This is a genomic window from Haloterrigena salina JCM 13891 (genome assembly GCF_000337495.1).
Lineage (GTDB): Archaea > Halobacteriota > Halobacteria > Halobacteriales > Natrialbaceae > Haloterrigena > Haloterrigena salina.
Genome location: NZ_AOIS01000061.1, coordinates 1 through 23,511 on the forward strand (window position 1 = coordinate 1; position 23,511 = coordinate 23,511).

The window sequence follows — 23,511 nt, forward strand, 5'->3', positions numbered from 1 at the left end:
TCGCGCCATCAGAGATGTGTATAAGAGACAGCAGTCGTGCCGGAACCAACGAAAGACGCTTTGCGTCTTTCGAGCGTTAGACCTCTCTCGTACGCTCAATCGTGTCTGAAGCTCCGCTGGCCCGTAAACGCCATCGCGATCCCGTGTTCGTCCGCGGCCTCGATCACGTCGTCGTCGTTAACCGAGCCGCCGGGCTGGACGACCGCCTCGATGCCCGCCTCGGCGGCCTCCTCGATCCCGTCCGGGAACGGGAAGAAGGCGTCCGAGGCCATGACCGCGCCCTCGGCGTCCTTTCCCTCGGCGTGCTCGTCGGCCTTCATCGCCGCGAGGCGGACCGCGTCGACGCGGGAGACCTGCCCCATGCCGATGCCGACCGTCTCGGTGCCGTCCGCGAAGAGGATCCCGTTGGACTTGACGTGTTTCAGGGTCTGCCACGCGAAGACCATCGACTCGAGTTCCTCGTCGGTCGGCTCGCGCTCGGTGACGACCTCGAGGTCGTCGACCGAGATCGACTGCAGGTCGCGTTCCTGGACGAGTCGGCCGCCGACGAGCGGTTTCTCGGTGAAGCGTTCGGTCCGCTCGCCGAGTTCGCCCACGTCGAGGACGCGCAGGTTGTCCTTCTCGAAGAGCACCTCGAGGGCGTCGTCGGTGTAGCCGGGGGCGACGACGACCTCCTTGAAGGAGTCGATGATCTGTTCGGCGGTTTCGGCGTCGCACTCGCGATTCAGGGCGACGATGCCGCCGAAGGCGCTCATCGGGTCCGTCGAGAGGGCCTTCTCGTAGGCCTCGGAAAGCGAGTCGGCGGTCGCACAGCCAGCCGGGTTCGTGTGCTTGATCACCGCGGCGGCGGGCTCGTCGAACTCCTTGATCAGGTTGAGCGCCCCGTCGGCGTCGTTGTAGTTGTTGTACGACAGCGCCTTCGCGCCCTCGTTGAGCTGGTCGGCGTGGACGACGCTGGCCTCGTCCGTCGTGTAGTCAGTGTAGACCGCGGCGTCCTGGTGGGGATTCTCCCCGTAGCGGAGGGTGTCGGCGCGGTCGTTTGAGACGAGCCGGCGCAACGGGAGACCGTCGTGGTCCTCGTCTCCGACGGTCGCCACGTCGCTCTCGACAGTGACCTCGCCGGCCTCCGTATCCACGTCCACTGCCCCGTCGGCGAACCACTTCACCGCACGCGGGTACGCGCGGAACTCGCCCTCGTAGAGGACGCGCTCCTTCAGGCTCTCCTCGTCGTCGCCCTCGTAGACCGGAATCGGCTCCTGAGTGACGATCGGGCCGGCGTCGACGTCTTCTTCGACGACGTTTCCGTCCCCGTCGGTCGCGTCCGTGACGACGTGGACCGTACAGCCCGTCACCGAGACGCCCTCCTCGAGCGCATCGCCCCAGGCGTCCATCCCGGGGAACGCGGGCAAGAGCGCAGGGTGGACGTTCAGCGTCGTCGGCGCCTCGGAGAGGAACGTCTCCGAGAGGATGCGCATGTAGCCGTCCAGACAGACCAGCTCGAAGTCGTACTCCGAGAGGGCCTCGAGCACCGCTTCCTCGTGCTCGCTCCGACTCATGTCGTCCTCGAGCGGGACGACTTCGGTCGGGATCCCGCGCTCGGCAGCGGCCTCGAGCACCGGCGCGTCCGCGTCGTTCGTGAGGACGACGGCCAGTTCGGCCCCGCCCGGGTTGCGATCGGCGATGTTCAACAGGTTGCGCCCTCGGTTGCCGGCCATCCCGGCGATTCGCGTCATGGTCGGAGTGGCGCCCGCGAACGGCAAAGTGGTTGCGGTCTCGTTCCCTCGGGTATGCACATTCGTGGACACTTATGCCGATATTACCGGACCGGAACGTCGAGATATGCACGCTCGTGGCCCCGAGCGGGTCGCGGTTTCGATACCCTTTTTCGCCATCGTTGCGGACGGACTACTATGGCCGACACCGACGCCCTGTACGCCGTCTCGCCGCTGGACGGTCGGTACAGCAGCCGGACCGCACCGCTGTCGCCGTACGCCAGCGAGGCCGCGCTCATGCGAGCGCGGGTTCGCGTCGAAGTCGAGTACCTCGTCGCGCTGGCCGACCTCGAGGCGACGCCGCTCGAACTCGACCTCGAGGAGCGCGAACACCTCCGCGGGCTCTACAAGCACTTCGCCGAGGAGGACGCCCGCCTGATCAAGAAACTCGAGACCGAGGGCCACGGCGAGTTCGAGGCCACCAACCACGACGTCAAGGCCGTCGAGTACTTCATCCGCCACGAACTCCCCGCTGACAGCGACGCCTCGGCGTGGATCCACTTCGGGCTGACCAGCGAGGACGTGAACAACCTCGCCCACCGGCTGCTCGTCCGGGACGCCGTCGACGAGGTGCTCCTGCCCGAACTGTACGAGGTCCGCGACGCGCTCGCCGAGATGGCCCGGGAGCACCGGGACCTCCCGATGCTGGCCCGCACCCACGGCCAGCCCGCGACGCCGACCACGTTCGGCAAGGAGATGGCCGTCTACGCCTCCCGGCTGGCCCGCGCGACGGGTCGCATCCGGCGGGCGACCGACGACCTGCGGGGGAAACTCGGCGGCGCGTCCGGAACCTACGCGGCCCACCACGCCGCGTACCCAGAGGTCGACTGGCCGGCGTTCGCGCGGGAGTTCGTCGAGGACGGTCTCGACCTCGGGTTCGAGCCCCTCACGACGCAGGTCAACCCCTGCGACGACCTCGCGACGCTGTTCGACGCCTTCCGGGGAGCCAACGACGTCCTGCTGGATCTGGATCTGGACGTCTGGCTCTACGTCTCCGATCGCTATCTCGGCCAGGAGGCCGTCGAGGGCGAGACGGGCTCCTCGACGATGCCCCACAAGGTCAACCCGATCGACTTCGAGAACAGCGAGGGGAACCTCTCGAAGGCCAACTCGGATCTGACCTTCCTCGCCGACTACGTCACCACCTCGCGGCTCCAGCGGGACCTCTCGGACTCGACGGTGAAACGCAACATCGGCGCCGCCTTTGCCCACTGCCTGATCGGCTACACCAAGGCCGCCGCCGGCCTCGAGAAGGTCGTCCCCACCGAACAGGTCATGCGCGAAGACCTCGAGTCGACCCCCGAGATCATCGGCGAAGCGGTCCAGACGATCCTCCGCCGGGAGGGCCAGGCGGACGCCTACGAGCAAGTCAAGGCCGTCACGCGGGGCAAGGACGTCACGATCGAGGACTTCCGCGAAATGTTCGACGACCTCGACGTCGACGAGGACGTCCGCGAGGAGCTGCTGGCCCTGACGCCGACGGACTACGTCGGCGTCGCCGACGGGCTGGTCGACGACCTCGAGTAACGAGGGTCGCCCGACGGGGCCCACCCGACGTGTCAGTACCTATTTCTATCCGTAGTGGGTAGGGTCGACCGTGTCCTCGAGTCGATCGATCGCCGGAACGGTTCCGGCGCGCCTCCGCGTCGTCGTCCTCTGTCTCGCCCTCGCCTTCGGCGGCTGGCTGACCGGCTACGCCGCGACGCTGGGCGTTCAGGGACAGGTGTTCGCGCTCGGCTACGAGGCCGAGGCGATCACCCAGATATCCACCTCGGTCGCGTTCAACGTCGTCGGGACCGGCGGCCTCGCGCTGACGTACCTGATCGTTCGCCGCAACGGATTCGACCGCGATTTCACCCGCGCGTTCCTCCGCCTTCGGAACCCCACGATCTGGGATCTGGCGTGGATCGTCCTCGGACTGGCCGGGGCGTTTATCGTCGTCGTCGGCTACCACAGCCTCGTCGAGTACGTCGATCCGTTCGGCACGGGCGGCGAGGGCGAGACCCACTCGAGCATCGAGCAGAACCGTAACCACCCGGTGTTGTTTCTGGTCGGCATTCCGATCGCGATCCTCCTGACCGGTCCCGGCGAGGAACTGCTCTACCGCGGGGTCGTCCAGTCGCGGCTGGGCGAGGCGTTCCCGACGCTGCTCGCCGTCCCTCTGTCCGCGCTCGTCTTCGCCGCCGTCCATCTCCCCGTCTACATGGGCGAGGAGTTCGGGGCCGTCCTCGTGAGCCTCGGAACGGTGCTGTCGCTGGGGCTCTACCTCGGCACGCTGTACGAACTCTCGGGCAGCCTGCTCGTCCCGGCGCTGATCCACGGCTGCTACAACGCGGTCGTCTACCTCTCGAACTACCTGACCTACGCCTGAGATCGGACGCCAGGACCGAGAAGTTCGGGTCGTCCGTCGGCGATTTCGATTCCTTGTAACTCGAGTCCGACCGGGTCGAAGAGCAAATTCCGTTGCACTCGACGACTCGAGTCCTGCTGCGGCCAGCATCGATTCCCGCTGCCGCCGACCCGCTCACGGCGGCGCGCCATCCGTGCGTCCTTACCGTTCGTCGGCGGGTTCCTCGCGAGACGGCTCGGCGTCGCCGTCCCCGTCGTCGGCCGCGTCGGCGTCCCACTGCCAGCCGCCGACGGTCCAGTTCTCGCCGTCTCCGACGATGTCGATCTCGTCCCGGCCAGAATCGTCGTCGCCGTCCCGTTCGAGGACGGCCTCCGTCCCATCCGGCCACGAACGGTCCTCGCGGTCCGCCGGCTGTCCGGCCGATTCGTCTCCGCCGTTCCAGGTCACGGCGGCCGGCGACCGGTCCGGTTCGGTCTCCCACCCGGCACTCGAGCGACCGATTTCCGACCGCCCGGCCGACTCGCCGGCCGCGTCGCCGTCGAACAGGCGCTCGTCGACGTCGAACCGAAGCCGCGCGACGGCCCCGATCGCGACGGTCGCCAGCCCCATCGCCACCAGCGCGCCGAACACGGGAACGAGTTGGCTCGCGCCGAGGACGACGGCGCCGCTGCCGACCGCCGGAACGAGCGACGCCGAGTCGCCGCGCCGTCGAGCGAGTCGGTCGCCGATCGCGACGGCTCCGAGACAGCTACCGACGACCACGGCGAGGCCCCAGACGAACAGTCCCGGCCCGGCGACGACCGCCGTCAGCGCGGAGATCGCCGGGTGTTCGACCGTCATCGACAGAATCAGTGGCAGCGTCACGACGACGAGCAGTCCGAACAGGCCGAGAAACCCGACGGCGAACGAGAGATCCGGCCGCTCGCCGATCTCGTCACCGACCGTTCGCGTAACCGACGAGGCGGCGGCCAGGAGAACGACGCCGACGAGGAGCGCGACGATCGTCGTCCCGAGCGGGAGCCAGAACGGGCGCGGAACGACGGCGCCGACGCTCGAGGCGGCGAGGGGAGTCGTCCAGTTCGGGCCGACGGCGGCGAGGGCGAGCGGAGCGAACGCGGTTTCGAGGGCGACGGCGAGGGGAGACACGTGCGTATACGGATAGGTGTGGCAGTATCGACAAAAAACGCCCGATCGGATCGGTCTCGGTTCAGGCACTCCCGGCCGGCTACGCGACGAGCGTCCGGAGCGTCTCCTCGAGCGCCCGCGACGCCGCTCGAACGGCGTCGACGCGGACGTACTCCCGCGGGGCGTGGGCGACCGCCCCTTCGTCGTCCGCGAGCACGCCGGGACCGAAGACGACCGTCGGCGCGTCGGCCGCGAAGTAGGAGGCCTCGGTCGCGGCGGTGAACGGGCGCACTTCGCCCCCGGACGCGTCCGCGAGGACGTCGACGATTTCGGCGTCAGGGTCGGTATCCCAGGCCTCGAGGAACGGCGTCGGCCGATCGGTAAAGCGGAACTCGACGCCGACATCGTCGGGAACGGCCGCCTCCAACTGGTCGGTCAGCGCGGCGTGGAACTCGTCGGCCGTCTCCGGGGGCACGCTGCGACGGTCGACCGTCAGCGCGCAGTCGGCCGGCACCTGGTTCGTTGCTTCGCCGCCCTCGACGACGGTCGGCGTGAGCGTCGCGGCGCCGAGCTGGGGGTGTTCGGGCGGTGCGTCCGCCCGCTCGTCGAAAGTGCGGATCGCCGCGAGGACGGACTCGAGGGCCGCGACCGCGTTGGCGCCGGTCTCCGGCTCCGCGGCGTGGGCGTTGGCGCCCGTCAGGTGAATCGTTCCCTGAAACCGGCCCTTCGCGGCCGTACAGACGTCAAGATCGGTCGGTTCGCCGACGATCACGGCGTCGGCGTCGCGCGTCGGCGAGTCCTCGCCCGTCACGAGTTTGTAGGCGCCCGTCGAGAGCACCTCCTCGTCCGGCGTGATCGCGAGCGTGACCCGGCCCTCGGTCGGGTCGACGGCGAAAAACGCCGCGAGCAACGCGGCGAGGGGCCCCTTCGCGTCGCAGGAGCCGCGGCCGCGGATCACGTCGCTCCCGCCGGCTTCGCTCCCGCTCTCGTCGCGCTCGAACGAGACGTGCGGCGAGACGGTGTCGATATGCGTGTTCAACACGACGCGGGTATCGGCGTCGGCCGGCCCGCGGGTCGCCAGCACGTTGCCGCCGTCGTCGACGCGGGGCGAGACGCCGTGGCTCTCGAGCGTCTCGCAGAGGAACGTCCGCATCGGACCGACGTCCTCGTGTGAGTCGTGCTGGACGGCCGTCTCGAGGAACTCGACGGGGTCGAATCCGGCGAACGCGCTGTCCGCGGTCGACATCGTCGTCGCGCCGTCGTCCCCGCTCACAGTTCCGTCGGCGATCGGACGGTCACTTCGCCGTCGAACTCGTGTTCGACGGGGCCGGCGAGCGTCGCGTTCCCGCGGTCGTTGAAACTTACGCGCAGATCGCCGCCCGGCGGATGGACGTCGACCGGGTCGGCGTCGGTGTGGCCGAGTCGGCGCGCGACGACGGCGATGGCGACCGCGCCGGTGCCACAGGAGTCGGTCTCGCCTTCCACGCCGCGCTCGTAGGTTCGCTGATCGAAGCCGCCCTCACCGTCGGAGCTGGCGAGCGTGACGTTCGTTCCGACCGGGAACGCGTCGGCGTAGCGGACCGGCGGCGCGACCGTCTCGAGGTCGACGTCGTCGACGTCGTCGACGAACGTGACGGCGTGGGGGACGCCGGTGTTGACCATCGTCACCTCGAGACCCTCGATCTCCTCCTCGAAGACCTGCTCGTCGGCTCGGACGGGTACCTCGTCGGGGGCGAACGTGGGCGTGCCCATCTCGATGGTGATCCCCTCGTCCGTGCGGTCCGCGCGGAGGGTCCCCGCCTGCGTGTCGATCATGACGCTGTCGGAGCCGGTCTCCTCCATGGCCCAGTCGGCGGCACAGCGCGCGCCGTTGCCGCACATCGGAGCCGTCGCGCCGTCGGGCTGGACCAGCGTCATGATGACCCGCGGCGGGTGGAACCGCTCCTCCAAGGCGAGATAGAGGATGCCGTCGGCACCGACGCCGTCGTCGCGGTCGCACTCGCGTTCGGCGAGTGCGCCCCGATCGGGGACGTACTCGTCTGCCTGGATGATTAGAAAGTCGTTGCCGGTGCCGTGGTACTTCTGGAATGGGACGCTCATCGTGCTATCGTATATCGTGGTCGTTATGTGCTTCTCGGTTGGTATCCGCGTTCCGGTTCCGACTCGGGTTTTCGATCGTCGGATCGGCCGCGTCCGTCTCGACTCGCGTTACGTCGTCGAACGTCTCGCGTCGGCGGGCGAGTCGGCCCGCGTCGTCGCCGTCGCCGTCGATGACGACCGACGCGGGCCGGGGCCGGGAGTTGTACTGGTTGGCCATCTCGTAGCCGTAGGCCCCCGCGTTGCCGATCGCGAGCACGTCCGTGCGTCTGCTGGCCGGTAGTTCGCGGTCGGAACAGAAAACGTCCCCGCTCTCGCAGATGGGGCCGGCGATCGTCTGTGGGACCGTCTCGCGGCCGTTATCGCTCGATTCTCCGGCTTCGTCGCTCGAGTCGGCCTCGAGGTCGGCTGTCAGGTTCCGAATCGGGTGGTAGGCGTCGTACATCGCGGGCCGCAGCAGGGTCGTCATCCCGGCGTCGACGCCGACCGCGAGGGTGTCGCGGGCCTCCTTGACGGTGTTGACCTCGGTCAGGAGGACGCCCGCGTCCGCGACGAAGTAGCGACCGGGTTCGATCGTCAGCCGCGCGTCGACCTCGCCCAGTGCCTCCCGCGTCGCCTCGGCGACGGCCTCGAGGTCCAGCGGGTCCTCCTCGGCGCGATAGGGGACGCCGAAGCCGCCGCCGATGTCGACGAATTCGAGGTCGCCCACGGTGTCACTTACATCGCGTGCGAGCTCGCCCATCCGCGCGACGAACGCCCGGTGGTCGTCCAACTGGTCGCTCGAGACGCCCGATCCGACGTGGGCGTGGACCCCGACGACGTCGAAGCCGCGGTTGGCGGCGTCCGCGAGCACGTCGACCGCGCGCCCGATCGGCACGCCGAACTTCGCGGCGGCGCCGGTCTTGACCTTCTCGTGGTGGCCGGCGTCGATCCCCGGATTCACGCGGAGACAGAGTCGTCCGTCGTAGCCGCGCTCCTCGAGGCGGTCGATCGTGTCCTTGGCGCCGACGGTGATCGTCAGTTCGGGGTGGTCCTCCCAGGCGTCGACGACCCAATTGAGGTCCCGCGCGGGCGGATTGACGGCCGTGTAGTGGACGTCCGCGCCCGATCCGTCGCTCCTATCGCTCGCCTCGGCGGCCGCGAGCGCGCGTTTCACTTCCCCGGCGGAGGCGCACTCGAGTCCCGCTCCCTCCTCGTGGAGCGCCTCGAGAACGTCTCCCAGCGCGTTGGCCTTCACGGCGTACATGATCTCGGCGTCGGGAAACGCCGCCGCGAGGCGTCGGTAGTTCTCGCGCACGCGCTCGAGGTCGAGCGCGTACAGCGGTGAGCCGTAGTCGCCGACCAGCGACTCGAGGCGAGTCGCGTCCCAGTCGGCGAGCCGGCGAATCGCCGGCGAATCCGCGAACTCGGTCATTGTTCATCTACAGTGACCGAAAGGATTCAAGGGTTTGGATTCCGGTTCTCGAGCGTTTTTCTACGGTGTTACAGCAGAGAGGGTCCTGCAAACACCACGAAAGCCCCTGCCTGTTCTGGTCGAAGGGCTCGCTGCGCGCTTCCTTCACTTCGTTCAGTCAGTGCTTGCGTCGCCCGTCTTCCCGGAACAGGCAGCCCCTTTCAGTCCCACCCGCGGTGGCCAGACCGATCAGCCGGAACGGGTGGGACTGAAAGGGGCTGAGGCGGTCGACGAACCTAGACGACGTAAGCACCGCAGGCCGAAGGCCGAGAAGCGCAACGAGTCTCGGGAGTCGAGCGCCTCAGGGGCTTTCGTGGTGTTCTCGATGCCTCCAGTAGCGGAATCCGTGCTGTAGAAACGAACCGTCCAAAAACCGTGACGTCGGTAAAACGATTATTCGCGAAGCGCGTCCTCGCGCTCGGTCGCCTCGAGCGTCTCCGTCTCCAGATCGGTCGCGACCACGGCGGGCTTGTAGGCGCCGCCGTCGAAGAGGTCGTGATCGCTGATCGAGGACTCGACGAAGCGCGTAAAGGCCCGGCGGTCGGCGGGCAGTTCGCCGTAGATGACCTCCTCTTCGACGAGGTCGTAGACGGGGATGCGCGGCGTCAGCAGGGTGTTCTCGCCGACGACGCTGTTCTCGCCGACGACGAAGCCAGAGGTGACGCGGCAGCCGGCACCGAGCGAGACGTTGTCCTCGACGATGACCGGCGCGTTCTCGACGGGCTCGAGGACGCCGCCGATGAGGGTGTTGGCGCCGAGCTTGACGTTGTCGCCGATCTGGGCGCAGGAGCCGACGGTGTCACAGGAGTCGACGAGGGTGCCGTCGCCGACGTGGGCGCCGATGTTGACGAACGACGGGCTCATCATGATGCAGTCCGAGCCGATGTGAGCGCCCTGTCGGACGACGGTGCCGTCGGGCGTGTTTCGGCTGCCGCGGTCGCCGTACTCGCTCGAGTCCGCAAGCGGCAGGACGTCGTTGTACGTCGTGCCGCCGTGTTCGTACTGCTGGATCGAGCGGAGGCCGAAGTTCAGCAGGATGCCCTGCTTGACCCACTCGTTGGCCTCCCAGGAGTCGCCCTGCTTCTCGGCGGCGCGGACCTCGCCGTCCTCGAGGGAATCGAGGAACGCCTCGAGGGTGGCGTACTCGTCCTCGCCGGCCGTGCCGGCGTCGATAGCGTCGTTCTGGTACTGCGTCCACAGCTCCGAAATCTCGCTTTCGAGTGCGCTCATTCGCTGATCACGTCCGCGAAGTCGTAGCGACCTGCCTTTTGTCCAGCGATCCAGACCGCCGCGTCGACCGCGCCGGCGGCGAAGACGCCCCGATCCTCCGCGCGGTGGGTCAGTCGGACCTCCTCGTGGTTGCCCGCGAGGACGATCTCGTGTTCGCCGGTGATGTCGCCGGCCCGCAGCGCGTGGACGCCGATCTCGCCCTCCTCGCGGGGCGCCTTGCCCTCGCGGCCGTGCGTGCGCTCGGAGAACTCGCCGTTGGCCTCGATCTCGGAGAGCAGCCGGTTCGCGGTCCCGCTAGGCGCGTCGCGCTTGGCGTTGTGGTGGGTCTCGACGAGTTCGACGTCGTATCCCGGTAGATTCTGGACCGCCTCGCCGACGACGTTGACCAGCGCCTGCACGCCGCGGGCGAAGTTCGGCGCGTGGAGGACGGCGACGTCGTCGCCGGCGGTCTCGAGCGCCTCGCGCTGGTCGTCGTTGAAGCCGGTCGTCCCGGTGACGAAGGCGACGCCGGCGTCCGCGCAGGCCGCGGCGTAGTCGACGGCCGACTCGGGACCGGTGAAGTCGATGATGGCCGTGGGTTCGCGGTCGACGACCAGCGAGTCGAACTCGTCGGCCGGCTCGATCTCGACGCCGTCGACGGTCTCGCCGTCCGGCTCCCGGTTGACCGCGAAGACGACCTCGCAGTCGTCGCGGTCGGTGGCGGCGGCGATCACTTCGCGGCCCATCCGACCGGTCGCGCCGGTGACGCCGATCCGAACCGTCATCGATCGCCCTCCACTGCGGCTCCCTCGTCGCTCGCGTCGGTGGTACCGGCGCGGGTCGACTCGTCCTCGAGGTCGGCGAGGACGGCCTCGAGGTCATCGCGGTACTCCTCGGAGAGGCGGGTCAGCGGCGAGCGCATGCGAGCGGGGCCGTAGCCGCGGATCTCCATGGCCTCCTTGACCGGGATCGGGTTGGTCTCGACGAACAGGTGGCGGTACAGCGGCCCGAGCGTGTGATGGAGCTCTTGGGCGCGCGCGTAGTCGCCGTCGAGGGCGGCGCCGACCATCGCGCAGGTCAGTTCGGGTTCGATGTTCGCACAGACGCTGATCGTCCCGGTCGCGCCGACGGAGATGGTCGGCAGCGTGAGCGCGTCGTCGCCCGAAAGGACGGCGAACTCCTCGGCGGTCGTGCGCTCGGCGATCTCGCCGATCTGACCGAGATCGCCGCTGGCGGCCTTGTAGCCCGCGATGTTTTCGTGGGCGGCGAGTTCGACCGCGGTGTCGGGTTCGATGTTGCGACCCGTCCGCGAGGGGACGTTGTAGACGATCTGGGGCAGGTCGACGGCGTCCGCGATCGTTTCGTAGTGTTCGATCAGCCCGCGCTGTTCGGGCTTGTTGTAGTACGGCGAGATAAGCAGGAGGCCGTCGGCGCCCGCGTCGGCGGCCCGCTCGGAGAGTTCCAGCGCCTCGCGGGTGTTGTTCGAGCCCGTGCCCGCGATGACGGGAACGTCGTCGACGGCCTCGATGACCGCCTCGACGACCTCCACGTGTTCGTCGTGGGTCAGCGTCGCCGACTCGCCGGTCGAGCCGACGGGAACGAGCCCGTCGACGCCCGCGGCCTCGAGTCGCTGCGCGTCGGTCTGGAGCGTTTCGAAGTCGATCCGTTCGTCCTCGTCGAAGGGCGTACACATCGCCGGGAAGACGCCCGAAAGGTCGAGTGCTGTCATTGTCGTGTATCGTGGTCGTGTCGGTAGTGGCGTTTCGATCGTCCGTGATCGATCGTCGTCGCTGGCGTGCGGACCGAGACCGCGCCCGAAACGGGGCTGCTACACCCGCTTCGAGCACTTTCACACACGTTTACGTTTCGAAAAACGAGGGGAGACGTCGCTCGAGACGGAGCCGACGGAGCGGTGAGCGACGTGGCGCATACCTGATTCACTGATCCGAACCCCCTTATCCGTTGCGTCTTCGGCCGGCGGCCGTCCCCGCGGCGTACCAGCAGCTGATATGATCTTCCGCGTAATTTATCCCCGAGCGTTACATAGAATCGTCTATGACAGACTTCGGACTGAAACTTCGGATGGTCGTCGTCGGTACCATCCTCTTTGCCTTCTACGTCGGAGCAGCGACGTTTTTGGCCCTGCTATTCGGCGTCAGCCCGATCCTGATACTGCCCGCCGGGATCGTCATCCTTCCCGCGATCCAGTACAAACTCGGGAAGTGGATGGCGCTCAGAGGCGCCGAGGAGATGCCCGAGGACGGCCGGTACCGCGAGGTCCACCAGATGACCGAATCGCTCTCCCGCGACATGGGCGTCGACAAACCCAAGCTGATGGTGATGAACATGGGCGTCCCCAACGCCTTCGCCGTCGGCCGCAAGGGCGCCGGCGTCGTCTGCGTCTCGACGGAACTCATGCAGATCCTCGAGCGCGACGAACTCGAGGGCGTCATCGCCCACGAGATCGCCCACATCAAGAACCGCGACGTGATCACGATGGTCGTCGGCCAGTCCATCGGGATGATGGTCGGCTACGTCGCCTACTTCGCGGTCCTGATGGGCGGCGAGCGCAACATCGGCACCTGGATCCTCGCGATGGTCGCCTCCTCGCTGGCGAACATGCTCGTGATGATCTTCGTGCTGGCCATCTCGCGGTACCGCGAGTACGTCGCCGACGAGGACGCCCGCCAGTACATCGGTACCGGCGAACCGCTGGCGCGTGCCCTCGAGAAGATTTCCGGCGGCGCGAAGGGACGCGAGTCCCAACTCGACGACAGCATGAGCGCGCTGTGTATCATGAACACCGACCGCGGCCTCATGGAGAAGCTGTTCGCGAGCCACCCGCCGACGGAGAAGCGCATCGAGAAGCTCCGCAGCTAAACGGACCCACTCGTCAACCGTTTTGTATCGACGCTATCGTCCTCGCACGATAGCCGCTGTGACGGCGACCCGTTCTCGTTCGGTCAATCGAGCAACACGTATTTCAGGCGTCACCTGAAACGTCCAGTATGGAGTGGCCGGTGGACTGGGGCCTGCGAGTCCGAATGCTCGCGACGATGGTCCTGCTGCTGGCGGTGTACCTGGGTATCACGTCCGGTATCGCCACCGTAGTCGTCGGCTACACTAGCGGTGGTGGTACCGTCGTCTACGGACTTCTCGCGCTCGGCTTCGCCGGCGTCCACTACTGGTACGCCGCGTGGTTTCTCCCGCGCGGTCTGGGTGCGACCGCGGTCGATCCTGACGAGTATCCCGACCTCCACGCGACGGTCGAGCGACTCGCCCGGCAGGCAGACCTCCCGACCCCGACGGTCGCCGTCATCGACGCCGAGGTCCCCAACGCCTTCGTCACTAGCCACAGCCGGCGCAGCGCTACGATCACGGTAACCAGCGGGCTGCTCGATACTCTCGAGGGCGAACAGCGCGAGGCTGTCCTCGCGCACGAACTGGCTCACGTCAAGAATCGGGACGCGATCGTGATGACCCTCGCTTCGTTTCTCCCGACGATCGCGCTCGTGATTCTCGTGGCGAGCGGTCTGGCCTTCGACGGTCGCGACGGTGGCCACGACGTTCCGAGCGGTGTCGTCGTACTCGCCCCCGTTTCGATCGTCGCCTGGCTCGTCGGCTCCGTCTTCGTTCGCCTCCTCGCTCGCCACCGCGAACTCGTCGCCGACAGCGGCGCGGTCGCGATCACCGGCAACCCGTCGGCGTTGGCCGCCGCGTTGCGATCGCTTTCGGACGAACTCGAGCGCGTTCCCGACGAAGACCTCCGAGGTGTAGCCAAACTGAACGCGTTCTTCGTCGTCCCCGTACAGTCGGATTTCGTCGGTCGGTTTCTCTCGACCCATCCGCCGGTCGACCGGCGACTCGAGCGGTTGCAGCACCTCGAGCGCGAACTGGCGTAACTCGCACCGACGAGACATCTCGGTATGGGAGGCCGTCGCGAGGCTCGGTACGGTAACCGGCGATCGTGCGATTCGCGGAACGCCGCGATTTTTACGGGAGCCCCGCACAGTGTGACGTATGACCGAAATTCACCCGGGCCAGCGCGTCGCCGTTCTCGTCGACGCCCAGAACCTCTATCACACGGCCCAGAGTCTGCACAGCCGCAACATCGACTACTCCGCGCTGCTCGACAAGGCCGTCCAGGACCGCCAGCTCACCCGCGCGATCGCCTACGTCATCCGCGCGGATTCCCCCGAGGAGGAGAGCTTCTTCGAGGCGCTGATCGACATCGGCTTCGAGCCGAAGATCAAGGATATCAAGACGTTCTCGGACGGGACCAAGAAGGCCGACTGGGACGTCGGAATGAGTCTCGACGCGGTGACGCTTGCCAACCACGTCGATACGATCGTGCTCTGTACCGGCGACGGCGACTTCTCGCGGCTCTGCTCGCACCTGCGCCACGAGGGCGTCCGGGTCGAGGTGATGGCGTTCGAATCCTCGACGGCCGAGGAACTCATCGCGGCGGCCGATTCGTTCGTCGATCTCGGCGAACGCCACGAGACGTTCCTCCTCTGAGAGCAGGCCCCGCTCGCGTCAGGGCCGATCCGAGCGCCCTTTCCAGAGTCCGACTAACAGTGCGTACCCGGTCACGAGCAGCATCGCTCCCGTCAGAACGTATACGAACGGCCCGGAAACGAGCGTCGCCGGCCCGGCCAGCGTCAGGGTGCCAAAGAGGAACAAGGCGACCCCGAGAGCGATTTGCGTGGCGTCCATACGATACCGGAATTACTGAATCGAGTATTATAACGTTCGTCATTTTAGATAGTCATGAAATCCAACAGTCTTACTCTCGCGGCGATTCGGGTACGGGAGTCGGGACCGATCGCTCGAGTCCGGGCGAGGTCGAAGGGCTTTCGACCGCGGGCGCGAAACCCCGTCCAATGAGCGATCCAGCCGACGGGAACGGACAGGCGGGACTGCCGGAGCTGCGGACCATCGCGGACTACCAGTTTGGCGCGGGCGCCGGCGACGCCCTCTTTCCGCCCGCGGAGTCACTCACGATCAAACGCACCTCTTCGGGTCGTCCCCAGCAGATCCACGCGGATGACGGGCGGATCGTCTCCTTCGGGACCGACGGCCGATTCACCCTCGGCCTCGAGGGCGGCCGTCGGCTCCACGCGGCCCTCGAGCACCCAGCCTACCGCGTCGTCGTCGACGACGAGAGCGAACCGTTCGTCCGCGACGAGAAGAACGTCTTCACGAAGTTCGTCCTCGAGGCCGGCCCGGAAATTCGGCCGGGCGACGAGGTGCTCGTAGTCCACGAGCGCGGCGAGTTGATCGCGGTCGGGACGGCGGAACTGGCGGCCGATGCCATCGCGGACTTCGAGACCGGAATGGCGGTGAACGTGCGCGAGGGCGCACCCGCGGAGAACTAACATTTTGCTGGCCGGGAGCGCGCCCGAGCGATAGCGAGGGCGCGCGACCCAACGGAAGACGCGTAGCGTCTTCCGGACATCGCGGAGGCGTTGCCTCCGCTCAACGGGGAAGGGCAGGGGATCACACGAAACGACCGCGAGCGAAGCGAGGCGGCGAAGCCGCCTCGGATACGCGAACGGCGCAGCCGTGAGCGAGGCCGAAGGCCGAGCGAGCGGGCNGAGGCGGCGAAGCCGCCTCGGATACGCGAACGGCGCAGCCGTGAGCGAGGCCGAAGGCCGAGCGAGCGGGCCGACGACCGACCCGGAAGCCGCGTTCACGCGGCTGGAGGGGAGGGAGGAGTGCTTTTCATCAAAGCTGAGCGGGATCTTCGATCCCGCGAGGTCCAAAAGAGCGCTTTGCACTCTTTTGAAGATTTTGCCGAGGGTGCGCCGCAGGCGCACCCGCAGAGCAAAAGTTTGAACCGCAGAGTAAAAGGGCGCGGGTAGCGACGTGTCGGGTATGTTTGGAGGAGGCGGCGGCGGACTGAACCCGCGCAAGATGGAACAGATGATGCAACAGATGGGGATCGACGTAGAGGATATCGACGCCGAGGAGGTCATCATCCGCACCGAGGAGTACGACCTCGTCTTCAACGACGCCGAGGTCACCAAGATGGACGCCCGCGGCGAGGAGACCTACCAGATCATCGGCTCGCCCGAACAGGTCGAGTCCGGTGCCGCCGGCGCCAGCGCCGGCGCCGACGAGGACGCCGGGGCCGCGATTCCCGACGAGGACGTCGAACTCGTCGCCACCCGCGCCGGCGTGAGCGAGGACGAGGCCCGCGACGCCCTCGAGGCGGTCGACGGCGACCTCGCCGCGGCGGTCGAACGCCTCGAGTGACGTTCGCGTGACCGACGACAGCGATTCCGAGACTGAGGTCGAAACGGAGGGCGAGGACCGCGTCCCCGTCCTGCTGGTCAAGGACGACCGCGAGTACCTGATCCAACCCGGCGGCGAGCAGGGGACCGATCTGGGCGTGCTCGAGGTGCCCGAGGACGTCCAGCCCGGCGACACCGTCGAGACGCATCTGGGCGAGGCGTTTCGGGTACGCCGGCTGCGCGGTCCGGATCTCTTCCACCAGTTCGAGCGGACCGGGGCGCCGATGGTCCCCCGTGACGTGGGACTGGTAATCGGCGAGACCGGCGTCTCGCGGGGCGACCGCGTGCTCGACACCGGCACCGGGACGGGCGTGCTCGCGGCCTCGATGGCCCGCGCGGGCGCCGAGGTAGTGAGCTACGAGCGCGATCCGGAGTTCGCGGACGTCGCTCGCGAGAACATGAAACTCGGCGGCGTCGACGACAGCGTCGACGTCCGGACGGGCGATCTGACCGAGGAGATCGACGCGCTCGAGCCCTCGTCGTTCGACGTGTTGACCCTCGATACGGGCGACGCGGCGGCCGTCGTCGAGCACGCGCCCGACCTGCTGGTCGACGGTGGCTTCGTCGCCGTCTACAGCCCCTTCATCGAGTCGACCCGTGAGGTCGTCGCGGCGGCCCGCGAGGTCGACCTCTCGAACGTCCGCACGCGCGAGACGATCCAGCGGGAGATGCAGTTCGACGACCGCGGCTCGCGGCCGTCGACCGCGCCGGTGGGCCACACGGGGTATCTGACGATCGCCCGCAACGTCTGAGTTCGCTTCGTTCGGCCCGACCCGTCCACTCGGTGGCGGACCGCAGTGTTCGACGGTTCACACGTCGGCCGAAATCCCGTTGTAAACCGGTTCTTACCACAGAAATTCATTCAGTTTCGAGTTGCGAATGTTCGCAATTGTTCGCAACCTTCTTTATTCGCTCGGGTGTCGAGACAGATAGCAATGGCTGTACTCTGGCTGGACGAGATCAGTGCCGGCGACCTCGAGAAGGTCGGCGGCAAAGGAGCCTCCCTGGGCGAACTCACGGGTGCTGGGCTGCCCGTGCCCCCAGGATTCGTCGTAACCGCCGGGACCTATCNGGCAAAGGAGCCTCCCTGGGCGAACTCACGGGTGCTGGGCTGCCCGTGCCCCCAGGATTCGTCGTAACCGCCGGGACCTATCGATCGTTCATCGAAGAAGCCGAAATCGACGAGGAACTGTTCGCGGCCGTCGACGTCGACGTCGACGACTCGTCGGCGCTGGCCGAGGCGGCCGACCGCGCCCAGGAACTCATCCTCGAGACGCCGTTCCCCGACGAACTGCGCGCGGAGATCCTCGAGTCCTACCGACAGGTCGGCGACGGCGAGGCGTTCGTCGCGGTGCGGTCGTCGGCGACGGCCGAGGACCTGCCGGACGCCTCCTTCGCGGGCCAACAGGAGACGTTCCTCAACGTCACCGAGGAGGCGCTGCTCGATCGCGTCCGGGAGTGTTGGGCCTCGCTCTTTACGCAGCGGGCGATCTACTACCGCCAGGAACAGGGCTTTGACCACTCGGCGGTCAACATCGCGGTCGTCGTCCAGCAGATGGTCGACGCCGAGAAGTCGGGCGTGATGTTCACGAGCCACCCCTCGACGGGCGATCCGACGATGATCATCGAGGCCGCCTGGGGGCTCGGTGAAGCCGTCGTCTCCGGCGCCGTTTCGCCGGACAACTACGTCGTCGAGCGCGAGGATCGGTCGATCGACGTCACCGTCGCCGAGAAGAAGGTGATGCACGAAAAGGACGAGGAGACCGGCGAGACCGTCGAGAGCGAAGTTCCCCAGGACAAGCGCAACGAGCGGGTCCTCTCCGACGACGAGATCGGCGCGCTGATGGATCTCGGCGAGCGCGTCGAGGACCACTACGACGAGCCCCAGGACGTCGAGTGGGCCATCGTCGAGGGCGAGGTCTACATGCTCCAGTCCCGGCCGATTACGACCATCGACGAGGGCGGTGACGAGGCGGCCGAAACCAGTGGTGTCGACATCTCGAAGGGGCTGACCGACGGCAGCGGCGGCATGCAGGCCGCCGGCGGCGAGTCCTCGAGTTCGGGTTCGGACGCCTCCGGCGACGTTATCGTCGACGGACTGGGCTCGAGCCCGGGGACGGTCAGCGGGGCCGCCCGGATCGTCAAAAAGCTCGACGACCTCGATAAGGTCGGCGAGGGCGACATCATCGTCACCGAGATGACGATGCCCGATATGGTGCCCGCGATGAAGCGGGCCTCTGGGATTATCACCGACGAGGGCGGCATGACCAGCCACGCCGCCATCGTCTCGCGCGAACTCGGCGTTCCGGCCATCGTCGGCACGACGAACGCGACGACCGTCCTCGAGGACGGCCAGGTCGTCACGCTCGACGGCGACAAGGGCGCGGTCCTCGAGGGGACGGAAGTCGAGCCCGACGAAGAGACCGAACCCGTCGAGGAGGTCCGCCCGCAGTCGCCGGTCAAGCCCATGACGGCGACGGAGGTCAAGGTCAACGTCTCGATTCCGGAGGCCGCCGAACGCGCGGCCGCGACCGGGGCCGACGGCGTCGGCCTGCTCCGCATGGAGCACATGATCCTCTCGCTGAACCAGACGCCCGCGAAGTTCATCGCGGAGAACGGAGAGGACGCCTACATCACCGAACTCGTCGAGGGAATCCGCGGCGTCGCCGACGAGTTCTACCCCCGTCCCGTCCGCGTGCGCACGCTGGACGCGCCGACCGACGAGTTCCGCCAACTCGAGGGCGGCGAGGACGAGCCGAAGGAGCACAACCCGATGCTCGGCTATCGGGGCATCCGGCGCTCGCTCGACCGTCCCGACGTCTTCGCCCACGAACTCGAGGCGTTCCGGCGGCTCTTCGAAATGGGCTACGACAACGTCGAGATCATGTTCCCGCTGGTCAACGACGCCGAGGACATCTACCAGGCCAAGTCGCTCATGAAGGAGGCCGGCATCGACCCCGAGAAGCGCCGCTGGGGCGCGATGATCGAGACGCCGGCCTCGGCGCTGTCGGTCGAGGAGATGGCCAAGGCCGGCATCGACTTCGCCTCCTTCGGCACGAACGATCTCACCCAGTACACGCTCGCGGTCGACCGCAATAACGAGCACGTCGCCGACCGCTTCGACGAACTCCACCCGGCCGTCTTGCGACTGATCGGCGACGTCATCGAGACCTGCCGCGAACACGACGTCGACACGAGCATCTGCGGTCAAGCCGGCTCCAAGCCGGAGATGGTCCAGTTCCTCGCCAAGGAAGGCGTCACGTCGATCTCCGCGAACATCGACGCCGTCCGCGACGTCCAGCACGAAGTCAAGCGCGTCGAGCAGAAGCTGCTGCTCGATTCGGTTCGCTAAGTCGGTTGGTTAGCCTTCGAGAATCCTTCTTCCCCGTATTTCGCTTCGCCGTGAGGTGCTGTCGGCGGCGTAGTGCGCAACCGTCCGTCGACGCGGTCGGTCTCGCCCCTGTCGATACGAGGACGGTGCGTAGGCGAAGCGTCCGCTGTGCGTTCGGTCGACTGCCGTTCGTTATCTCGAGAGCGCTTCGAACTCCGAGGTCCCGCACCGACAGCCGTCCTTTCGGCCGATGGGCTGGACGGTCTCGTCGGCGAACACCCACGCGGAGTAGATCGCGCCGCAGTCGCGACATTGCGCGGCTACTTTCTCCCGCTCGTCGGCCGCGGGCTCGTCGACTTGCTGGCTCTGGCGGTGCCCTGTCATAGACGGATAAAGACGACCCTTGCGGAAGAGAGGGGTGGTTGTATAGACCACCTCGAGATCGGTTACGCGGAACCACCGCGGGCGGAGGTTACTCGTCGTCAGGGTGAGAGAACGTCAGCGTGCTCGTGATGAGGTTTCGATGGGCGGCGTGAAACCGTTTCGAGAGCGCCTGCTGGGAGACGTGCAGTCTGTCGGCCAGTTCGCTCATCGTGATTTCCTGTGGAACCGCGTAGTAGCCCTCCTCGAGCGCCGCGACCAGCGTCTCGCGTTGCTTGGTCGTGAGATCGTACTGGGCGCTGGCCATCGGCTGTTCCTGGTCCTTGATGCGGTTGAGTTCGAACGCGATTTCGTTGTCTTCGCAGTAGTCCTGAAACTGCGCGAGGCTGTCCCGATCGTCGAACCGCATCCGGAGCTCCCAGTTTTCGTCCCGTCCGATCGCCTGCAGGATCGTCGCTCCGAGTTCGACGTAGGCGTAGACGATCGTTTCGACGTTCTGCGTCCACTCGGCGCGATACAGTCTGGCGCCGTCTACTTCGTCGATCGGGGTGACGCCCGTCACGGAGTCGTCCTCCTGAAACGCCGCCTCGAACTCCGCGTGATCGCCGCCGCTGACCCAGAAGTACGGCATCACCCTGTCCTCCATCGTCGCCACGACCTGCTCGATCTCGACGACCATCCCCGGCGCGGCCGTGAGGGTGTGGTACAGCGCCAGATCGTCGGATTTGACCGAGAACTCGGCGATAACGCTCACACCGTCCGTTCACCGTCGACCCGAATAAATCCGCGGCCGTCCGCCGGCATCTCGTTCCCGACCGCCTCGAGTCGATGGCCCCACGAGTCGATCGCCCTCGAGACCTCGTCGCCTACGACCCGGTCTTCTCGACGTGATACCAGCTCCCGTCCCAGCTCAGGACGTACTCGAGGACGGACCGGAGCGTGAGGACCCCGAACGCGGGGTAGCAAAGCGGCGCGAGGGCGACGCTCCACGCGATCCCGTCGATGCGGCCGTCGCGCCGATCGCGCCAGGCGACGAGGACGATGGTGGCGACGAGGGCCGCCGACGGGAGCAGGACGGCCGACTCGACGTCGAGGATGAGCAAGAGCAGGAGCTTCGAGACCAGCGCGAGGGTAAAGAGGCTGCCGAGCAGGCTCGAGCACATCCGGCCGATCGAGATCGCGCCGCGGTGGCCGACCCGACCGCGCAGGAGGTCCACGAGGGTAGCGTGGAGCACCTCGATCTGGCCGACGCGCCAGCGCTTGCGCTGGCCCCAGAGGTCGGCCCAGGTGTGGGGTGCTTCCATCGTGTTCGTACACTGGCGGGCCTGTCTAACGTCGAGGCCTTCGCGGTAGCAGGCGTGGGCGAAGTCCAGATCCTCGGTGAGCATGTCGTCGTAGCCGCCGACGTGCTCGTGGGTCTCGCGGGTAAAGGCGGTCGAGGAACTGCGGCAGTTCGTGAAGCCGGCCAGTTCGACCAGCTTGTAGCTGGCGTGGAAGACGACGCGCTCGCAGTAGGCGACCGTTTCGACGAGGCCGGTCGGTCGCGGGACCCGCCGCCCCTGGAAGACGTCCGCGCCGGCCTCGAGTTCGCCCATCGCCGTCGGGAGGAACTCGGGGGCGATCCGCTCGTCGGCGTCGAAGACCGCGAAGCGGTCGGCGTCGCTCTCGCGGACGGCGTAGTTGATCGCTCCCGCCTTCGATCCCGGCTCGCCGTTTACCAGACATCTCACGCGGTCGTGCTCGGCCGCGAGTTCGCGCGCTCGTTCGAGGGTCGCCTCGTCGTTCGGCTCGGCGACGACGGCGACCTCGAGGTTCTCGTAGGCGCTCTCACAGAGGCTCTCGACGCTTTCGTCTATCACCGCGTGGTCGCGGTAGACCGGGACGATCGCCGCGAGTTTCGGCCCGTCGGTCACCCGCTCGCGGTCGTCCCGCGAGGACCACACCTCGCGGACGAGCAGTAGGCCGGTCAGTCCGACGAAGAACGTGAAGACCGCGGCGGCCGACAGCGCCTCGAGGAAGACGAAGCGGACGGTGACCGCCAGCAGGTCGATCGTGATCGACTGGACATCCGTTGCATCGAGAAACCCGAAGACGAACAGCGCGAGGACGCCGCTACCGGTGCCGACGTATTCGACGAACCGCGACGCGGACGGGAGCATTTGCGGGCTCTTTCGGCTGACGCGGTATCAATATTTCTTCGGCCCGTGGACTCCCTCGAGGTCACGTCCGCCGGGAACCGATTTCGGCGGGATCTGATCGCGGACAGGACCGTTAAGCGCAACGTCTAAACGGGTGAACGTACTTGTGCGTGATATGCAATCCGAGCCGCAAGCGTTCGACCGGGTGCTGTCGTCGATGTGTACGGAGCCCCACCCGGTAGCGCGCGACGCGGCCGAACGGTTCCTCGCGACCAATCCCGGCGATCCGGGGACGTATCCGTCGGTCTCGACCCTCGAGGAGGAGGCGATCGCGATGCTGGGTTCGATCGCCGGCCTCGAGGAGCCGGCCGGCTACATCGCCAGCGGCGGGACGGAAGCGAACATTCAGGCCGTTCGCATCGCTCGCGACCGCGCCGAGAGCCGGCGGCCGAACGTGGTCATGCCAGAGTCGGCCCACTTCAGCTTCCAGAAGGCCGCGGACATCCTCGGCGTCGAACTGCGCATCGTTCCGACCGACGACGACTTCCGGGCCGATCTCGAGGCGGTCCGCGCCTCGGTCGACGAGGCGACCGCGCTGGTCATCGGCGTCGCGGGGACGACCGAGTACGGCCGCGTCGACCCGATTCCGGAACTCGGCGAGATCGCGCGGTCGGTCGACGCCATGCTCCACGTCGACGCCGCGTGGGGCGGGTTCGTGCTGCCCTTTACGGACTACGACTGGAACTTCGACCACGCCGCGGTCGACACGATGGCGATCGACCCCCACAAGATGGGCCAGGCCGCGGTTCCCGCCGGCGGGCTGCTCGCCCGCTCCGAGGAACTGCTGGACGAACTCGCCGTCGACACACCCTACCTCGAGTCGACCTCCCAGGCGACGCTCACGGGGACGCGGTCGGGCGCCGGCGTCGCCAGCGCCGCGGCGGCGATGGAGGAGCTGTGGCCCGAGGGCTACAAGCGCCAGTACGTCCGCTCGCAGAACAACGCCGAGTGGCTCGCCGACGCCCTGGAGAAGCGGGGCTACGAGGTCGTCGATCCGACGCTGCCGCTGGTCGCGGCCGACGTGCCCCGATCGACGTTCGACGCCTTACGCGCGAAGGGGTGGCGGATCTCCCGGACCGCTACTGATGAGCTTCGGGTGGTCTGTATGCCCCACGTCACCCGCGAGATGCTGGCCTCCTTTATCGGCGATCTGGACCGACTCGAGGTGCGCGCGAGCGTGCCCGTCGCGAGCGACGATTGATTTTCGCTCGAGTGATCGGGGCTCGAGACTGTGGTTTACCGCGGCGAGTGACTACCGTTTCCTGGAGACTCGAGCGTCCTGCTATCGTGGCAACAGGG

21 protein-coding genes and 1 pseudogene are annotated in these 23,511 nt (G+C 67.4%); 10 read left to right on the forward strand and 12 right to left on the reverse strand.

Annotated features, from left to right (window positions below):
• Positions 1-95: 95 nt before the first annotated feature.
• Positions 96-1,733: a bifunctional phosphoribosylaminoimidazolecarboxamide formyltransferase/IMP cyclohydrolase gene (gene purH / locus C477_RS19030; RefSeq protein ID WP_008896178.1), complete on the reverse strand. Its 1,638-nt coding sequence runs from the start codon at positions 1,731-1,733 to the stop codon at positions 96-98.
• Positions 1,734-1,910: 177 nt separating this feature from the next.
• Between purH and purB the strand changes: the two genes are divergently transcribed.
• Entirely contained in the window at positions 1,911-3,299 is a 1,389-nt protein-coding gene (gene purB / locus C477_RS19035) for an adenylosuccinate lyase (protein ID WP_008896179.1), read from the forward strand.
• A gap of 70 nt (positions 3,300-3,369) precedes the next feature.
• The gene (locus C477_RS19040; RefSeq protein WP_008896180.1) at positions 3,370-4,143 is read left to right on the forward strand and encodes a CPBP family intramembrane glutamic endopeptidase; all 774 of its coding nucleotides are present in this window, start codon (positions 3,370-3,372) and stop codon (positions 4,141-4,143) included.
• Between the two features lie 180 nt (positions 4,144-4,323).
• Here the strand turns inward: C477_RS19040 and C477_RS19045 are convergent, their stop codons facing one another.
• The 7 genes from C477_RS19045 to dapA all read right to left on the reverse strand — a co-directional run bounded on the left by C477_RS19045 (position 4,324) and on the right by dapA (position 11,735).
• Entirely contained in the window at positions 4,324-5,268 is a 945-nt protein-coding gene (locus tag C477_RS19045; protein WP_008896181.1) for a hypothetical protein, read from the reverse strand.
• A gap of 79 nt (positions 5,269-5,347) precedes the next feature.
• The gene (locus tag C477_RS19050; RefSeq protein ID WP_049914687.1) at positions 5,348-6,493 is read right to left on the reverse strand and encodes a M20 family metallopeptidase; all 1,146 of its coding nucleotides are present in this window, start codon (positions 6,491-6,493) and stop codon (positions 5,348-5,350) included.
• Between the two features lie 23 nt (positions 6,494-6,516).
• Entirely contained in the window at positions 6,517-7,347 is an 831-nt protein-coding gene (gene dapF / locus C477_RS19055; RefSeq protein WP_008896183.1) for a diaminopimelate epimerase, read from the reverse strand.
• A gap of 4 nt (positions 7,348-7,351) precedes the next feature.
• Entirely contained in the window at positions 7,352-8,758 is a 1,407-nt protein-coding gene (gene lysA / locus C477_RS19060) for a diaminopimelate decarboxylase (protein ID WP_008896184.1), read from the reverse strand.
• Between the two features lie 432 nt (positions 8,759-9,190).
• Positions 9,191-10,027, reverse strand: a complete 837-nt coding sequence (locus tag C477_RS19065; protein ID WP_008896185.1) for a 2,3,4,5-tetrahydropyridine-2,6-dicarboxylate N-succinyltransferase — start codon at positions 10,025-10,027, stop codon at positions 9,191-9,193.
• The gene (gene dapB, locus C477_RS19070; protein ID WP_008896186.1) at positions 10,024-10,791 is read right to left on the reverse strand and encodes a 4-hydroxy-tetrahydrodipicolinate reductase; all 768 of its coding nucleotides are present in this window, start codon (positions 10,789-10,791) and stop codon (positions 10,024-10,026) included. Before dapB ends, C477_RS19065 begins: the two co-directional genes overlap by 4 nt.
• Positions 10,788-11,735, reverse strand: a complete 948-nt coding sequence (dapA, locus tag C477_RS19075; RefSeq protein ID WP_008896187.1) for a 4-hydroxy-tetrahydrodipicolinate synthase — start codon at positions 11,733-11,735, stop codon at positions 10,788-10,790. Before dapA ends, dapB begins: the two co-directional genes overlap by 4 nt.
• A gap of 326 nt (positions 11,736-12,061) precedes the next feature.
• Here dapA and C477_RS19080 point away from each other — a divergent pair, with 326 nt between their 5' ends.
• The 3 genes from C477_RS19080 to C477_RS19090 all read left to right on the forward strand — a co-directional run bounded on the left by C477_RS19080 (position 12,062) and on the right by C477_RS19090 (position 14,524).
• Entirely contained in the window at positions 12,062-12,886 is an 825-nt protein-coding gene (locus C477_RS19080; RefSeq protein WP_008896188.1) for a M48 family metallopeptidase, read from the forward strand.
• A 128-nt stretch (positions 12,887-13,014) separates the two neighbouring features.
• Entirely contained in the window at positions 13,015-13,908 is an 894-nt protein-coding gene (locus tag C477_RS19085; protein WP_008896189.1) for a M48 family metalloprotease, read from the forward strand.
• 118 nt (positions 13,909-14,026) lie between these two features.
• Complete coding sequence (locus tag C477_RS19090) at positions 14,027-14,524, forward strand: LabA-like NYN domain-containing protein (RefSeq protein ID WP_008896190.1); 498 nt, start codon at positions 14,027-14,029, stop codon at positions 14,522-14,524.
• Between the two features lie 18 nt (positions 14,525-14,542).
• Here the strand turns inward: C477_RS19090 and C477_RS19095 are convergent, their stop codons facing one another.
• Positions 14,543-14,722 carry a hypothetical protein gene (locus C477_RS19095; RefSeq protein ID WP_008896191.1) on the reverse strand — a complete coding sequence of 60 codons (180 nt, stop codon included), beginning with the start codon at positions 14,720-14,722 and terminating at the stop codon, positions 14,543-14,545.
• A 167-nt stretch (positions 14,723-14,889) separates the two neighbouring features.
• Between C477_RS19095 and C477_RS19100 the strand changes: the two genes are divergently transcribed.
• From C477_RS19100 to ppsA, 4 genes and pseudogenes are all read left to right on the forward strand, one after another.
• The gene (locus C477_RS19100; RefSeq protein WP_008896192.1) at positions 14,890-15,384 is read left to right on the forward strand and encodes a PUA domain-containing protein; all 495 of its coding nucleotides are present in this window, start codon (positions 14,890-14,892) and stop codon (positions 15,382-15,384) included.
• Between the two features lie 499 nt (positions 15,385-15,883).
• Positions 15,884-16,264, forward strand: coding sequence for a nascent polypeptide-associated complex protein (locus C477_RS19105; protein WP_008896193.1), 381 nt, complete (start codon positions 15,884-15,886; stop codon positions 16,262-16,264).
• A gap of 7 nt (positions 16,265-16,271) precedes the next feature.
• Positions 16,272-17,054 (forward strand): methyltransferase domain-containing protein, encoded by a 783-nt coding sequence (locus C477_RS19110; RefSeq protein WP_008896194.1) that lies wholly within the window; start codon positions 16,272-16,274, stop codon positions 17,052-17,054.
• Positions 17,055-17,237: 183 nt separating this feature from the next.
• Positions 17,238-19,654, forward strand: a pseudogene (gene ppsA / locus C477_RS19115) (phosphoenolpyruvate synthase).
• A 171-nt stretch (positions 19,655-19,825) separates the two neighbouring features.
• On the opposite strand, the gene C477_RS19120 reads toward ppsA, so the two are convergent.
• The 3 genes from C477_RS19120 to C477_RS19130 all read right to left on the reverse strand — a co-directional run bounded on the left by C477_RS19120 (position 19,826) and on the right by C477_RS19130 (position 22,173).
• On the reverse strand, positions 19,826-20,017 hold the full coding sequence (locus tag C477_RS19120; RefSeq protein ID WP_008896197.1) for a hypothetical protein: 192 nt from the start codon (positions 20,015-20,017) through the stop codon (positions 19,826-19,828).
• A gap of 88 nt (positions 20,018-20,105) precedes the next feature.
• The gene (locus tag C477_RS19125; RefSeq protein WP_008896198.1) at positions 20,106-20,768 is read right to left on the reverse strand and encodes a helix-turn-helix domain-containing protein; all 663 of its coding nucleotides are present in this window, start codon (positions 20,766-20,768) and stop codon (positions 20,106-20,108) included.
• Between the two features lie 112 nt (positions 20,769-20,880).
• Positions 20,881-22,173, reverse strand: coding sequence for a glycosyltransferase (locus C477_RS19130; protein WP_008896199.1), 1,293 nt, complete (start codon positions 22,171-22,173; stop codon positions 20,881-20,883).
• 145 nt (positions 22,174-22,318) lie between these two features.
• Here C477_RS19130 and mfnA point away from each other — a divergent pair, with 145 nt between their 5' ends.
• Complete coding sequence (gene mfnA / locus C477_RS19135) at positions 22,319-23,413, forward strand: tyrosine decarboxylase MfnA (RefSeq protein ID WP_275040484.1); 1,095 nt, start codon at positions 22,319-22,321, stop codon at positions 23,411-23,413.
• The last annotated feature ends 98 nt before the right edge of the window (positions 23,414-23,511 follow it).

Bases quoted from the DNA above. Each gene is read 5' to 3' on its own strand.
- purH (WP_008896178.1), bottom strand. From the start codon at position 1,733: ATGACGCGAATCGCCGGGATGGCCGGCAACCGAGGGCGCAACCTGTTG.
- purB (WP_008896179.1), top strand. From the start codon at position 1,911: ATGGCCGACACCGACGCCCTGTACGCCGTCTCGCCGCTGGACGGTCGG.
- C477_RS19050 (WP_049914687.1), bottom strand. From the start codon at position 6,493: ATGTCGACCGCGGACAGCGCGTTCGCCGGATTCGACCCCGTCGAGTTC.
- dapF (WP_008896183.1), bottom strand. From the start codon at position 7,347: ATGAGCGTCCCATTCCAGAAGTACCACGGCACCGGCAACGACTTTCTA.
- lysA (WP_008896184.1), bottom strand. From the start codon at position 8,758: ATGACCGAGTTCGCGGATTCGCCGGCGATTCGCCGGCTCGCCGACTGG.
- C477_RS19065 (WP_008896185.1), bottom strand. From the start codon at position 10,027: ATGAGCGCACTCGAAAGCGAGATTTCGGAGCTGTGGACGCAGTACCAG.
- dapB (WP_008896186.1), bottom strand. From the start codon at position 10,791: ATGACGGTTCGGATCGGCGTCACCGGCGCGACCGGTCGGATGGGCCGC.
- dapA (WP_008896187.1), bottom strand. From the start codon at position 11,735: ATGACAGCACTCGACCTTTCGGGCGTCTTCCCGGCGATGTGTACGCCC.
- C477_RS19080 (WP_008896188.1), top strand. From the start codon at position 12,062: ATGACAGACTTCGGACTGAAACTTCGGATGGTCGTCGTCGGTACCATC.
- C477_RS19085 (WP_008896189.1), top strand. From the start codon at position 13,015: ATGGAGTGGCCGGTGGACTGGGGCCTGCGAGTCCGAATGCTCGCGACG.
- C477_RS19090 (WP_008896190.1), top strand. From the start codon at position 14,027: ATGACCGAAATTCACCCGGGCCAGCGCGTCGCCGTTCTCGTCGACGCC.
- C477_RS19095 (WP_008896191.1), bottom strand. From the start codon at position 14,722: ATGGACGCCACGCAAATCGCTCTCGGGGTCGCCTTGTTCCTCTTTGGC.
- C477_RS19100 (WP_008896192.1), top strand. From the start codon at position 14,890: ATGAGCGATCCAGCCGACGGGAACGGACAGGCGGGACTGCCGGAGCTG.
- C477_RS19105 (WP_008896193.1), top strand. From the start codon at position 15,884: ATGTTTGGAGGAGGCGGCGGCGGACTGAACCCGCGCAAGATGGAACAG.
- C477_RS19120 (WP_008896197.1), bottom strand. From the start codon at position 20,017: ATGACAGGGCACCGCCAGAGCCAGCAAGTCGACGAGCCCGCGGCCGAC.
- C477_RS19130 (WP_008896199.1), bottom strand. From the start codon at position 22,173: ATGCTCCCGTCCGCGTCGCGGTTCGTCGAATACGTCGGCACCGGTAGC.